This is a genomic window from Roseobacter sp. SK209-2-6, assembly GCF_000169455.1.
Taxonomy (GTDB): domain Bacteria; phylum Pseudomonadota; class Alphaproteobacteria; order Rhodobacterales; family Rhodobacteraceae; genus Pseudophaeobacter.
This window is the reverse complement of record NZ_AAYC01000009.1, coordinates 123,452-135,816: the sequence shown is the minus strand read 5'-3', so window position 1 is coordinate 135,816 and position 12,365 is coordinate 123,452. Positions and strand designations below refer to the sequence as shown.

The following is a 12,365-nucleotide window of genomic DNA, read 5'->3' as shown; positions in this document are numbered from 1 at the left end:
TTCACTCCCTGCTATAAGGCCCGCAAACTCCCCATTGTTCATAGGATCGCATCATGACTGTCCAAGTTTTTGGCCATAAATCCCCCGACACCGACTCCACCGGCTCTCCGATTGTGTGGGCCTGGTATCTGAATGAGGTGAAAGGCGTTGCCGCTGAGCCCAAACTGCTGGGTGAGCCGAACACCGAAGCGGCTTTCATGCTGCAGCACTGGGGCCTGGAGAAGCCTGCGATCATCGCAGATGTTGCGGATGACCAGCCTGTTGTCATCGTCGACACCAACAACCCCGCCGAACTGCCCGCCAATATCAATGGCGCCGACGTCCAAGCGATCATCGACCACCACAAGCTGGTTGGCGGGTTGGAGACCAAAGGCCCCATCGACATCACCATCCGTCCGCTGGCCTGCACCGCCACCATCATGTACGATCTGATGGGTGAGGATGCGGCAAAGATGCCAGAAGCCATCAAAGGCGCGGCGCTGACCTGTATTCTGTCCGACACGCTGGAGTTCCGCTCCCCCACCACCACGGATCATGACCGCGAAGTTGTTGCTGCGCTTGCCGCTGACCTGGGCGTGGACGTGACCGACTTTGCTGCCAAAATGTTTGCCGCAAAATCTGACGTCTCTGCCTTTTCCGACGCGGAACTGATCCGGATGGATTCAAAAGAGTATGAGGTAGAGGGCACCAAGTTCCGCGTCTCTGTTCTGGAAACCACCGCGCCAGAGATCCCGCTGAACCGCAAAGACAGCCTGATGGAGACCTTCAAGACCGTTGCCAGTGAAGATGGCGTCGATGAGGTGCTTCTCTTTGTCGTGGACATTCTGAAAGAAGAAGCCACCCTGCTGGTTCCAAACGACCTGGTTAAAGGCGTCGCCGAAAAAAGCTTTGGCGCCAGCGTTGAGGGAGACAGCGTTGTCCTGCCAGGCATCATGTCGCGCAAAAAGCAGATCATCCCAAATCTGAAAGTGTGATCCTTCTGAAATTGGAGATCGTAAAAAGGGCGCCTCAGGGTGCCCTTTTTCTATGACTGCCGTTGCAACACAGGGAGGTGAAAATCGGCTGCAGGAATTGGCCAGGGTTCGGCCGGGTTCTTGATGGCCTTCAGGGTCAACTAGCATATGGTAGGTGCGACATCACACTCGCCCACGGGCCAGAGTATACGCGCTCCATCCAGCTTTCCGCGCAATTCGCTAAGCTCAGAAGTTACGCTGGCATTCACGGATATAAGCCGGACCGTCGGCAGGACTAATACTTCTGGGACACCGGAAACGTCCCTTTAAAAACCCAAGCGACGGTTTTCCGCCGCCCTGCAGCTTGATACAGGCCAAATTGCATCGCACTGCGCAGGAAAATGAAACTTTTAAAATCGTCTTTCCACCGACGGCCCGCGTGCAGGCCCACACAATAGTGAACAGCACAACCTCTTATCGGTTTTATTCCCCAAGTCCGACAACCTATCAATATCGATAGCTTGCTTATACCTCTTGCAAGAACCCCTGACGCCACCTAACGTCAAGGCTACGTTTCGTATTAGCCCTGCAGGGCAGTGTGCCTGAGTGTAAGTTGACTAAATCTATGAAGAAGAACCAGCTCATCGATTCATTGGACAAACTTCTTGCGCAGGGCCCAGGACAGGATCGCTGGATGGCTGCCGAAGACATAGCAGAGCAACTAGGCGTTAAAAGTATCCTTGTCGCAGAAGCCCATAGTTCCATGAAAGCGATTTCCTGGCTTTCCACAAACATGCCTGGACATTGGATGGAAGAATACATTGCGGAAGAATACGTAAAGGACGACCCTTTCGTTGAGGGGCTTGCCGGTGGACCGGGCAGCATGTTGTTTCATTGCGGCCAGGTTAGGCGCGATGAGGCAAAAACGCGCAAAGCTTGGACCTTGAGTCATCAACTAAAAAACACAGGTTTTGGAACGCTCTACTGCACACGTTTTGGCAAAGACGGTGATTTTGGCAAATTCGTGACGCTCGGCTTTGAGGAAACTGCCACGGATAAACCACAACTGGATATGACCGGCAAGGACCTATTGGCTGCGCTCCTCTCTACAACCATTTCCTCAGAAAGCGCTCCCAAGGCCAAGCAATATCGCACGCTTCAAAAAGATATTCTTTCGACAAGGCAACGAGAGGTTCTGAGCCTCCTTGCTGAGGGCATGATGACCGCACGCATTGCAGAGACCCTGGGCATCAGCGAAGTGGCTGTGTCGCAGCATTTTGCCAAGGCGCGCAAAGCCCTGGGTGCAAATACCCGCGAACATGCTTTGGCTCTTGCCATGTCGCTTGGTCTCATTTCCCTTTAGGCGCCTCTCTCCCTCTTGAAAATCGCGGAGCGACAGCTCTCTCCCCGCGGGCTGGCAAAGAACGCGCAACTCTGCCATATCTGCGCCAGCCCGTTTCGCGTTTCACTAAGGATCCTCATGACTCAGATCATTTCTTCTCTCGCCGAAGTATCCGACCGCTACAAGGCGCTCTTTGTTGATCTATGGGGCTGCGTCCATAACGGCATCACTGCCTTTCCCGATGCGGTTGCCGCACTCCAAGCCTATCGCGCCCGTGGAGGTAAAGTTGTCTTGGTGACCAATTCACCAAAACCCCGCGCAGGGGTTGCAGGCCAATTGGCCCAGTTCAATGTGCCCGAGGATGCCTATGACACCATTGCAACATCCGGGGATTCTGCGCGCAGTGCAATGTTGCAGGGCGCCGTGGGGACCAAGGTCTATTTCATGGGTGAATGGGAGCGCGACGCGGGTTTCTTTGAACCCTTGAAGCTGCTTGATAACCCGATCGAGATCACCCGCGTTCCCCTGGCAGAGGCTGAGGGTATTGTCTGCTGCGGTCCATTTGATCCACTGGCGGACCCAGAGGTGAACCGCGCCGATTTCCTTTTCGCCAAGCAGAAGGATATGAAACTCCTCTGCGCAAATCCCGATATCATAGTCGATCGGGGCGAGACCCGTGAATGGTGTGCCGGCGCGCTGGCGCGCCTTTACACTGAAATGGGCGGGGAGAGCCTCTACTTCGGCAAACCCCATCCTCCCATCTATGATCTGGCACGCCGTCGCCTGACCGAACTGGGAGAGGATATCGCGGATGCCGATATTCTTGCCATTGGCGATGGGCCGCATACCGATATCGCAGGCGGAATGGGAGAGGGTATCGATTCCCTCTTCATCACCGGCGGTCTTGCAGCCAGTGAGACAAAAACATCGGTCCAGCCTGACCCGGAAGCCTTGCAGAGTTACCTGGAACAGGAACAATCGGCTCCCACTTTCAGCATAGGGTTTCTGCGCTAAATCCTCTAAAATAGTTTATTTTCAAACTATTATAAAAACCAACCGAGAAAGGGTGGAAGCAGAGCTTCCGCCCTTTTCTTTTGTGCCAGTGCAGCAAAGCAGCGCAAAAATCATCGGAAGAAATCCCTTGATTTTCTGCACCTGCAAAGTAATAAAGTTGCAAACGCAATAATAAAAGCGTCCAAAAATTACCAGACCGATCTAATGGAGGATCGAATGTTGGATAACATGCCACGCGGAACCATCTGTATCGAAGATATTGAAATGGGCATGACCCGCTATGTGCGGAAGATCGTGACAGACGAAGATATTGAGATGTTCGCCCAGGTCTCCACCGATCGAAACCCGGTTCACCTGGATGAAGAATATGCCCAGGACACCATGTTTCAGGGCCGCATCGCTCATGGCATGCTGACCGCGGGGCTGATCTCTGCTGTCATCGGGGAACAACTGCCTGGGCATGGAACCATCTATATGAGCCAGTCCCTCAAATTCTTGGCGCCAGTACGACCCGGTGACATGGTTCTGGCAGAAGTCGAAGTCACAGATATTGTCATCGACAAGCGTCGCGTAAAGCTCGACTGCCGTTGCATGGTTGACGGTAAAAAGGTTCTGGTTGGCGAGGCCATGGTAATGGCACCGTCGCGCAAATTCGACTGACGGTCCGCATCTCTGCCAGTGGCACCGCTGAGTTCCGTTGCACCTCTGGCCTATCCGGCGCTTGCAAGCCCTACAGAGGGGCGATAGGCAGGCCCTATGCGTATCGTCAGAGACTATCAATTCGTGGAAGAGCAAGATCGCGGCGCCAGCGTTGCGATCGGTAATTTCGATGGAGTTCACCGCGGCCACCAATCGGTGATCGATCTGGCGCGTGCCGCTGCCCCACAGGCGCCTTTGGGGGTCATGACCTTCGAACCCCACCCAAGGGAGTTCTTTGCCCCTGACGCCCCTCCCTTTCGCCTCATGTCACCCGAAGCACGCGCTTCTCGGTTGGAGAAGCTGGGGGTTGATCGCCTTTACCAACTCAACTTCAATTCCGCGCTCTCCGGCCTACCGCCCGAGGATTTCGCCCGCAAGGTCATCTCGGAAGGTCTGGGCCTGCGCCATGTGGTGGTTGGGGCGGATTTCTGCTTTGGCAAGGGCCGCAGCGGCTCCGCCGAAGACCTGCAGCGTTTTGGTGCCGAGATGGGTTTCGGCGTGACCATAGCCCCTCTGATGGCCCATTCGGAAAACACCGTTTCTTCTACGGCTATACGCACTGCACTGAGCGAAGGGCGCCCACGCGAAGCGGCGGCCATGCTCAGCCATTGGCACCGTTTAGAAGGCGAGGTGATCGGCGGGGAGCAGCGCGGGCGTGAGCTGGGCTTTCCCACCGCCAATATGTCGATTGATGGGCTGCACCCCCCGGCCTTTGGGGTCTATGCAGTCCTGGTCGATGTACTCGACGGTCCACATAAAGGCAGCTATCAAGGTGCTGCCTCGGTTGGGGTGCGCCCCATGTTTGACGGCGAACACCCAAATATCGAAACCTTCCTCTTTGACTTTACCGGCAACCTCTATGGCGCCACGCTCTCGGTTGCCCTGGTGGAATACCTGCGGCCGGAAATGAAGTTTGACGGCTTGGAGGCCTTGATTGCGCAGATGACTGCGGATTGTGACAGCGCACGCGACATTCTAGCCGCAGAGGCACGACCCAGCGCATGAGTGAAGGTATCGACAGAAAAGGCCTCTCCTATCGGTTTTGGGAGAAGAAGCCGCTGGAAAAACTTTCCACGCAAGAATGGGAAGCACTTTGTGATGGCTGCGGCAAATGCTGCCTGAACAAGCTAGAGGATGAGGACAGTGGCGAAGTTGCCCTGACGCGGGTGGCCTGCCGCTTGCTTGACGATGCGACCTGCGGCTGCGCCCATTATGAAATCCGCCATCAGTTCATCCCGGAGTGTATTGTGCTGAAGCCAGAGAACCTGGACACGCATGCCTATTGGATGCCGCAGACCTGTGCCTATCGCCTGCTTTGGCAGGGCAAACCCCTGCCCGCCTGGCACCCGCTTGAAACCGGGGATCCGGAAAGCGTGCATCAGGCGGGGGTATCAGTGCGCGGCTGGACCGTCTCAGAATTCGATACCCCAGAAGAAGACTGGGAAGACCACATCATCGAGGAGCCCATCTGATGCATTTTGCTTCTGACAACTCTGGCCCTGTGCCGCAGCAAGTCCTTGACGCCCTGACCAAAGCCAACCAAGGCTATGCGATGGCCTATGGCTCTGATGCCGAGATGGAAGCGGTCACGGCAAAGATCCGCGAGATCTTTGAAGCCCCAGAGGCCGCCGTCTACCTGGTTGCAACTGGCACTGCTGCCAATGTGCTGGCACTCTCGACCCTCACCCAGCCCTGGCAAACCGTCTTTTGTGCGGGCCCAGCCCATATCAATATGGATGAATGCAACGCACCAGAGTTCTTTATGGGCGGAGCCAAGCTGACCCTGGCTACCAAGGCAGACAAGATGACTCCGCAGGATCTGCGTGCCGCAATCGAGGGTGAGGAAACCCGCGGCGTGCATGGCCCCCAGCGCGGCCCCGTTTCACTCACCCAGGTCACCGAATTTGGCACAGTTTATAGCCTAGAAGAACTGCGCGCGCTCTGTGCTGTTGCGCAGGAATATGACCTGCCCGTTCACATGGATGGCGCACGTTTTACCAATGCTCTGGTCTCACTCGGCTGCACGCCCGCTGACATGACCTGGAAAGCAGGTATCAACGCGCTCTCTTTTGGGGGAACCAAGAATGGCTGCATGGGGGTCGAAGCTGTCATTTTCTTTGATCCCAAACATGCGCAGGAATTTGAGTACCGTCGCAAGCGGGGCGCTCAGCTCTTTTCCAAGCACCGCTATCTGTCGGCCCAGATGCTGGCCTATCTGACGGATGATCTCTGGCTGGAAAACGCAAACCGCGCCAACGCCAAAACGGCCATCCTGGCAGAGGGGCTGCGCGCAGTAGGGGCAAAGTTCAGCCATCCCCCTCAGGCCAACATGATCTTTGCGGCCCTACCAAGAGCCAAGCACCAAGCGCTCTTTGAGGCCGGTGCTGCCTATCATCTCTGGGATGGGGTATTGGAAGGACCAGCTGAGGAGCTAATCACCGCGCGTTTTGTCTGCGACTGGTCTATTCCCGAAGAAGAGATCCAGAAGTTTCTCTCCCTTCTCTAGCGCTTCCTTCCCTGGCCGTTCTCTGCTTAGTGGTTGGTATCCAAGGTCCATCGGATTTGGGCACCAATTTCACTCGAAAGAAGCTAAGCACCCATGATGCCAGATGCTTGGCCCAAGGCGGCCTAGGCGGCTATGCTCAGATGTTCAGGCCGTTTCTGCGTTGGCAGTGTGCAGGCTTCAGAAGTCGCGCCAGAACCCACGCAATATCTCTGCGGTTTCCACCGGATGGGTGATCGGCAGCATATGCCCGGCGCCCTCTACGGTAAGGCATTTCGCATCCGGTAGCCGCCGGGCCAACCCTTCATTGATCAGGGGCATTACCGGCTGGCTATCGCCTCCGCTCACAAGCAGGCAGGGCATATCGACGGCATCCAAGGCGCCGGGTTGCAAGATCCCGATCTCATCGAGGTAGAGCGTCGCATAGCTCTCCGGGATCACCCGCATCGCGCGTAGCATGGCTGCACGGGTATGGTCAGGCAGATCCGGCCACTTGGGCTTTCCCGGTCCCCAAATACGATTGAAGAAGCGGGTGGCATTCTCCAGATCTCCAGCGGCGTAATACTCCCCGAAAGGGGCTTCCAGCCCATCCAGAGCCGCTTGTTCTTCTGGCGCCTCCTGACGAGTGACCGCAAAAAGAACCGGCTCGATCAGAACCAGGCTGCGCACCAGATCTGGTCGCGCTTTGGCAATGCGCAGAGCCACAGTCGCCCCAAAGGAATGCCCCAGGAGATCCACAGGCTTCTCTCGCCTTTCAAGCAGAGCGAGGCCAGCCTCAACATTCAGCGTTTGGAAATTGCCTTGCCCATCCCAATCCGGACTGCGCCCATGAGACAGCATATCATAGGCCAGAAGCCGGGCCTCCTGCTCCATCTCCGCCCCTAGAGCGCGCCAGGCACCGGAGTGCGCCAGTGAACAATGTACCGCTAGGACCGGACGCGGTCCGGTTCCAAAACTACGGGAATAGATCTCATTCACGGCTTCACCCTTCATGCTTTGTCTCGCACTCCTATCCGGCCAGGTGGCGCTCCAGCTCTTCGATCCGGTCTTGACCAAAGAAACGCCCACCGTCTTCTGTCACATAAAAAGGTGCTCCGAACACCCCTACACTGACTGCATCCTCGAGGTTTTGCGCATAGGTCTCCGCGCCGGTCAGGAGGCCGCTATCCGCCAGCGCAGGGTCGAAACCGGCGCTCTGCAAACAATTCCTGACGACCTCATCCTCTGCAATATTGCTCTCATCCGCCCAGACCGCCCGGAGAAAACCATGCACCAATGCGCCCAGATCCCCGCCGCCCACTGATTGCGCCGCGATGATCGCATAGGAAGATGGCGCCGGGTTGGTCGGCCAAAAGGCCGGTTGCAAATTGATTTTCATATCCAGCTTTCTGGCTTGCCGCTCCAATTCGATCAAGCGGTACTCTTGCCGCGAGACGTGACGTTCCTTGGGCACTGTCCCCCCGGTGCGCGCAAAGAGGGACATGATGTCCAGCGGCTTGTAGGTTATGGTTGCGCCCTGGCGCTTTGCCACCTCCTCCAGTCGCGTTCCCGCCAGATAGGTAAAGGGCGATAGGGTTGAAAAGTAGAAATCGATGCCAGCCATTTGTCTTTCTCCCGCTTAGAACTAGGCTGAAAGCTAAGCCCGTGCTAAGCGGTGCACAATATCGCGAATCTGTCACATAGCCATTGCTGCCGGGGATATCAGCCAATGCCGACTTTGAACGAACCCAAGCTCATCTCTGGGAACGCAAACCTTCCGCTCGCCAATTCTATTGCCCGCCGCATGAGCATGCACCGGGGTGTTGATCAAGGCCTCGTTGATGCCCGCGTTGAGCGTTTCAACGATGGTGAGATCTTTGTCGAGGTCTATGAGAATGTGCGCGGCGAGGATATGTTCATCATCCAGCCGACCTCCAATCCGGCCAATGACAACCTGATGGAGCTTTTGATCATTGCCGATGCCCTGCGCCGCTCTTCGGCCCAGCGGATCACCGCGGTGATCCCCTATTTCGGCTATGCCCGCCAGGATCGCCGCACCAAGGCCCGCACGCCAATCTCCTCCAAGTTGGTTGCCAATATGCTGACCGGCGCCGGCGTGGAACGGGTGCTGACAATGGATCTGCACGCAGCCCAGATCCAGGGTTTCTTCGACATTCCCGTGGACAACCTCTATGCCTCTCCGATCTTTGCGCTCGACGTGAAGGCACAGTTCAAGGATCAGATGAGCGATCTTATGGTTGTCTCTCCTGACGTGGGCGGTGTGGCCCGCGCGCGTGAGCTGGCCAAGCGCATCAACGCACCGCTCTCCATCGTCGACAAGCGCCGCGAAAAGCCAGGTGAAGTGGCGGAGATGACGGTCATTGGTGATGTCACCGACAAGATCTGCCTGATTGTCGATGACATGTGTGACACCGCCGGCACCCTCTGCAAGGCCGCTCAGGTTCTCTTGGACAATGGCGCCAAAGAGGTTCACGCCTATATCACCCACGGTGTGATGAGCGGACCTGCGGTAGAGCGTGTCTCCAACTCGGTGATGAAGTCTCTGGTACTGACTGACTCCATTCAGCCGACCGAAGAGATCCTCAACACCCCCAATATCCGGATCCTGCCCACAGCCCCGCTGTTCACCCAGGCAATCCTGAATATCTGGCACGGAACATCCGTTTCTTCCCTCTTTGAGGACAAGACACTGATCCCGATTTACGAGAGCCTCTATTCCAACGGCGTCTGAGCCCCTCTCGATACCAAAACAAAGGCCCCGCGCAGAGCTCTGCCGGGGTCTTTGTTCAGTCGTAGGCCCGTTTTAAAAGACTGGTCAGTTCCGAGCTCTCCCGCAGTTTTTGCAGGAACCCTGGAAACGCTATCACGTTAGGTCGCGTTTTAAGTTCTTTATCAACCTCTACCAGTTCATTATCCAAACTCAAGCTGCGTTTCTTCCAGACTAGTACAGAAAGATATTGCTCTAGCCGACCGCCTCCATACTTCAACTCTGAACAAAAGAATTCCAATATCTTCGCAGGATCAGCCAATGCTGCTGTCTCTCTTTCAAAATCGGAACAGAATTTTTCCACCAATCCTTCCAATTTTGCAGGCTCGGCTACTTCTTTCCAAAACAGAGAAGCCCCGAGCCCATTCTCCGAAACCACGATTCTAATTTGGGAAAGCGTGGGTTGGTCCAAATACCTGTATTGCCTCCCGGTGCCCAAACAAAATATCTGCTCAACAGGCTCCCAATATACTTGGTAGTACGGAGTGATATCGACATAAGATCCTCCGTAAGAGCGGGTTTGGAGACTAAGGGCAGCAGTCATCTCGTCATTTAGGCGGCGAAAAAACAAGCCTCGCCGTTTCCGCATAAACCCTTTTGCGACTATCAAACGCCCAAATTCATCCAGAATGTATTTGGAAAACTCTTTCAATCCAACTCCAACCTTTGCCTAATCAATCCACATCATCCCAATCGTCGTCAAAGGGCAGCTCGCCAATTGCGAGCCAGGCTGCACGCAGGCGCGCTATACGGCTGTCGCCCCATGTTCTGAAAACGATATCAAAGCCGATCTCGGTGACGTGCTCAGCTACCAATTCCGCCCGAATGGCAGCATCGGTGTTCATATCCCAGAGGGAGATGGAAACATGCACCGCTGGTGGCCTTCTGAAGGGCTCCCTATAGATGACAGTCTTTCGCCGTTCTCGGGGGCCCTCACCGGTCCACATGCTGCCGCCGCTCTCAAATTCAGAAAAGAGAGCGACCTCCCCTTGATCGATTCCTGTGCGTGGGTTTCTTAGTCTTTGCATGTGTTGGCAACTCGTTATGCTCTTGGTCCCGCACCACTTTTCTGGTGCATCGGATTTTCAACCTACAATAGTCGTGATTTAAAAAAAGAAAACCGGTCCGGAAGATCCGGGCCGGTTCTAAGCTTTCAGGAATATCCTGGAATAGCGCCCAAGCCTTAGAGGCTCATATGGGTGCCCAGGGCTTCCATGTCTGCCAGGAGTTTCGCGGCTTCCTCGACGATGTCGTGGGGCTGCTCTTCTTCCTTGGCGGTCTTATAGGTGTTGCGTGCCTCTTCGATCAGCTCGTCGAGATGCGCACGGGTCATTTCGGTCATCGGGATCGCACGCTCGGCCAGAACCGAGAGAGCTTCGCCGCTGATTTCCGCAAATCCGCCGGTCACCAGATAGTCCGCGTTGCCTTCGGGGCTTTCGACCTTCAGGACACCGGGGCGCAGGGTGGTGATGGTGGGCGCATGGCTTGGCATGGCCGTCATATCGCCTTCGGCGCCGGGGATTTGAACCGCGCTGGCCTGCAGCGAAGCAAGGCTCCGCTCGGGGCTCACGAGATCAAATTGCATCGTTTGTGCCATTGGGGCCTCCTTTCAGGGTTCCCCTGCTCCGCCATTGGGCGCAGGGGAGTTCCATGTTTAGGCGGCTTCCGCAGCCATCTTCTCGGCTTTTGCCTTCACTTCTTCGATGCCGCCAACCATGTAGAAGGCGCCTTCGGGCAGGTGGTCGTACTCGCCGGCCACAACTGCTTTGAACGAAGAAATGGTGTCTTCCAGAGGAACCTGAACACCGTCGGAACCGGTGAAGACCTTCGCAACGTCGAAGGGCTGGGACAGGAAGCGCTGGATCTTACGCGCACGGGCAACGGTCAGTTTGTCTTCTTCAGACAGTTCGTCCATGCCGAGGATCGCGATGATGTCCTGCAGCGACTTGTAGCGCTGGAGGATCTGCTGAACGTCGGAAGCCACAGCATAGTGCTCTTCGCCAACGATCTGCGGGTCCATCAGGCGCGACGAAGAGTCGAGCGGGTCCACAGCTGGGTAGATGCCAAGCTCGGAGATCGCACGGTTAAGAACGGTGGTCGCATCCAAGTGAGCAAAGGTTGTCGCAGGCGCCGGGTCGGTAAGGTCATCCGCGGGAACGTAAACGGCCTGGATCGAGGTGATCGAACCGTTCTTGGTGGAGGTAATGCGTTCCTGCATCGCACCCATGTCGGTGGCCAGTGTTGGCTGGTAGCCCACCGCCGAAGGAATACGGCCCAGAAGTGCCGACACCTCGGAACCCGCCTGAGTAAAGCGGAAGATGTTGTCAACGAAGAACAGAACGTCGGTACCGGACTGGTCACGGAACTGCTCAGCCAGGGTCAGACCGGTCAGAGCAACACGCGCACGGGCTCCGGGAGGTTCGTTCATCTGGCCGTAAACCAGGGCCACCTGAGATTCTTCCAGGTTGTCCGGCTTAATAACGTTGGATTCGATCATTTCCCAGTAAAGGTCGTTACCTTCACGGGTCCGCTCACCAACACCCGCGAACACGGAGAAGCCCGAGTGCACTTTGGCGATGTTGTTGATCAGTTCCATGATCAGAACGGTTTTGCCAACGCCGGCGCCGCCGAACAGGCCGATCTTGCCACCTTTGGAGTAAGGCGCCAGCAGGTCGATAACCTTAATGCCGGTCACCAGAACTTCGGATTCGGTGGACTGGTCGTTGAACTCAGGAGCGGGCTGGTGGATCGCGCGGGTCTCAGTCGCGTTGACCGGACCTTTTTCGTCCACGGGCTCACCAACAACGTTCAGAATACGGCCCAGGGTGGCGTTACCAACCGGAATCGAGATCGGAGCGTCGGTGTCGGTTACTTCCTGACCGCGAACCAGACCTTCGGTTGCGTCCATAGCGATACAGCGAACAGTGTTCTCGCCGAGGTGCTGGGAAACTTCAAGAACCAGGTTCTTGCCGTTGTTTTCGGTGTTCAGGGCGTTCAGAATTGCGGGCAGGTGGTCGTCAAACTGGACGTCCACAACGGCGCCGATGATCTGAGTCACCTTGCCTTTTGCTTGTGCCATTTTATGGT

Annotated in this window: 14 protein-coding genes; 8 read left to right on the top strand and 6 right to left on the bottom strand. The window is 56.1% G+C overall.

Annotated features, from left to right (window positions below):
- The first annotated feature begins 53 nt into the window (after window positions 1-53).
- The 7 genes from RSK20926_RS14535 to RSK20926_RS14505 all read left to right on the top strand — a co-directional run bounded on the left by RSK20926_RS14535 (window position 54) and on the right by RSK20926_RS14505 (window position 6,514).
- A complete protein-coding gene (locus RSK20926_RS14535; protein WP_008207824.1) occupies window positions 54-974 on the top strand; it encodes a manganese-dependent inorganic pyrophosphatase in 921 nt (306 codons plus the stop codon).
- A 673-nt stretch (window positions 975-1,647) separates the two neighbouring features.
- Window positions 1,648-2,316, top strand: a complete 669-nt coding sequence (locus tag RSK20926_RS22155) for a helix-turn-helix transcriptional regulator (RefSeq protein WP_232281908.1) — start codon at window positions 1,648-1,650, stop codon at window positions 2,314-2,316.
- Between the two features lie 117 nt (window positions 2,317-2,433).
- Window positions 2,434-3,309: a TIGR01459 family HAD-type hydrolase gene (locus RSK20926_RS14525; protein ID WP_008207822.1), complete on the top strand. Its 876-nt coding sequence runs from the start codon at window positions 2,434-2,436 to the stop codon at window positions 3,307-3,309.
- Window positions 3,310-3,525: 216 nt separating this feature from the next.
- Window positions 3,526-3,969: a MaoC family dehydratase gene (locus RSK20926_RS14520; protein ID WP_037255243.1), complete on the top strand. Its 444-nt coding sequence runs from the start codon at window positions 3,526-3,528 to the stop codon at window positions 3,967-3,969.
- A 96-nt stretch (window positions 3,970-4,065) separates the two neighbouring features.
- Window positions 4,066-5,013 carry a bifunctional riboflavin kinase/FAD synthetase gene (locus RSK20926_RS14515; protein ID WP_008207820.1) on the top strand — a complete coding sequence of 316 codons (948 nt, stop codon included), beginning with the start codon at window positions 4,066-4,068 and terminating at the stop codon, window positions 5,011-5,013.
- On the top strand, window positions 5,010-5,480 hold the full coding sequence (locus RSK20926_RS14510) for a YcgN family cysteine cluster protein (RefSeq protein ID WP_008207818.1): 471 nt from the start codon (window positions 5,010-5,012) through the stop codon (window positions 5,478-5,480). Before RSK20926_RS14515 ends, RSK20926_RS14510 begins: the two co-directional genes overlap by 4 nt.
- Complete coding sequence (locus tag RSK20926_RS14505; protein ID WP_008207816.1) at window positions 5,480-6,514, top strand: threonine aldolase family protein; 1,035 nt, start codon at window positions 5,480-5,482, stop codon at window positions 6,512-6,514. The genes RSK20926_RS14510 and RSK20926_RS14505 overlap by 1 nt, the downstream gene beginning before the upstream one ends.
- A 177-nt stretch (window positions 6,515-6,691) precedes the next feature.
- On the opposite strand, the gene RSK20926_RS14500 is transcribed toward RSK20926_RS14505, so the two are convergent.
- Together RSK20926_RS14500 and RSK20926_RS14495 are read right to left on the bottom strand one after the other, a co-directional pair.
- A complete protein-coding gene (locus RSK20926_RS14500; protein ID WP_008207815.1) occupies window positions 6,692-7,504 on the bottom strand; it encodes an alpha/beta fold hydrolase in 813 nt (270 codons plus the stop codon).
- 16 nt (window positions 7,505-7,520) lie between these two features.
- Window positions 7,521-8,114 carry a 2-hydroxychromene-2-carboxylate isomerase gene (locus RSK20926_RS14495; RefSeq protein WP_008207813.1) on the bottom strand — a complete coding sequence of 198 codons (594 nt, stop codon included), beginning with the start codon at window positions 8,112-8,114 and terminating at the stop codon, window positions 7,521-7,523.
- A gap of 105 nt (window positions 8,115-8,219) precedes the next feature.
- Between RSK20926_RS14495 and RSK20926_RS14490 the strand changes: the two genes are divergently transcribed.
- On the top strand, window positions 8,220-9,242 hold the full coding sequence (locus RSK20926_RS14490; protein ID WP_008207811.1) for a ribose-phosphate pyrophosphokinase: 1,023 nt from the start codon (window positions 8,220-8,222) through the stop codon (window positions 9,240-9,242).
- A gap of 55 nt (window positions 9,243-9,297) precedes the next feature.
- Here the strand turns inward: RSK20926_RS14490 and RSK20926_RS14485 are convergent, their stop codons facing one another.
- The 4 genes from RSK20926_RS14485 to atpD all read right to left on the bottom strand — a co-directional run bounded on the left by RSK20926_RS14485 (window position 9,298) and on the right by atpD (window position 12,357).
- Window positions 9,298-9,930 (bottom strand): hypothetical protein, encoded by a 633-nt coding sequence (locus RSK20926_RS14485; protein ID WP_008207810.1) that lies wholly within the window; start codon window positions 9,928-9,930, stop codon window positions 9,298-9,300.
- Between the two features lie 22 nt (window positions 9,931-9,952).
- Window positions 9,953-10,306 carry an H-type lectin domain-containing protein gene (locus tag RSK20926_RS14480; RefSeq protein WP_037255241.1) on the bottom strand — a complete coding sequence of 118 codons (354 nt, stop codon included), beginning with the start codon at window positions 10,304-10,306 and terminating at the stop codon, window positions 9,953-9,955.
- Between the two features lie 155 nt (window positions 10,307-10,461).
- On the bottom strand, window positions 10,462-10,875 hold the full coding sequence (locus RSK20926_RS14475) for a F0F1 ATP synthase subunit epsilon (protein WP_008207808.1): 414 nt from the start codon (window positions 10,873-10,875) through the stop codon (window positions 10,462-10,464).
- 57 nt (window positions 10,876-10,932) lie between these two features.
- Window positions 10,933-12,357: a F0F1 ATP synthase subunit beta gene (gene atpD / locus RSK20926_RS14470; RefSeq protein ID WP_008207807.1), complete on the bottom strand. Its 1,425-nt coding sequence runs from the start codon at window positions 12,355-12,357 to the stop codon at window positions 10,933-10,935.
- Between the last annotated feature and the right edge of the window lie 8 nt (window positions 12,358-12,365).

Coding starts and splice junctions, on each gene's coding strand:
- RSK20926_RS14535 (WP_008207824.1), top strand. CDS start 54: ATGACTGTCCAAGTTTTTGGCCATAAATCCCCCGACACCGACTCCACC.
- RSK20926_RS22155 (WP_232281908.1), top strand. CDS start 1,648: ATGGCTGCCGAAGACATAGCAGAGCAACTAGGCGTTAAAAGTATCCTT.
- RSK20926_RS14525 (WP_008207822.1), top strand. CDS start 2,434: ATGACTCAGATCATTTCTTCTCTCGCCGAAGTATCCGACCGCTACAAG.
- RSK20926_RS14520 (WP_037255243.1), top strand. CDS start 3,526: ATGTTGGATAACATGCCACGCGGAACCATCTGTATCGAAGATATTGAA.
- RSK20926_RS14515 (WP_008207820.1), top strand. CDS start 4,066: ATGCGTATCGTCAGAGACTATCAATTCGTGGAAGAGCAAGATCGCGGC.
- RSK20926_RS14510 (WP_008207818.1), top strand. CDS start 5,010: ATGAGTGAAGGTATCGACAGAAAAGGCCTCTCCTATCGGTTTTGGGAG.
- RSK20926_RS14505 (WP_008207816.1), top strand. CDS start 5,480: ATGCATTTTGCTTCTGACAACTCTGGCCCTGTGCCGCAGCAAGTCCTT.
- RSK20926_RS14500 (WP_008207815.1), bottom strand. CDS start 7,504: ATGAAGGGTGAAGCCGTGAATGAGATCTATTCCCGTAGTTTTGGAACC.
- RSK20926_RS14495 (WP_008207813.1), bottom strand. CDS start 8,114: ATGGCTGGCATCGATTTCTACTTTTCAACCCTATCGCCCTTTACCTAT.
- RSK20926_RS14490 (WP_008207811.1), top strand. CDS start 8,220: ATGCCGACTTTGAACGAACCCAAGCTCATCTCTGGGAACGCAAACCTT.
- RSK20926_RS14480 (WP_037255241.1), bottom strand. CDS start 10,306: ATGCAAAGACTAAGAAACCCACGCACAGGAATCGATCAAGGGGAGGTC.
- RSK20926_RS14475 (WP_008207808.1), bottom strand. CDS start 10,875: ATGGCACAAACGATGCAATTTGATCTCGTGAGCCCCGAGCGGAGCCTT.
- atpD (WP_008207807.1), bottom strand. CDS start 12,357: ATGGCACAAGCAAAAGGCAAGGTGACTCAGATCATCGGCGCCGTTGTG.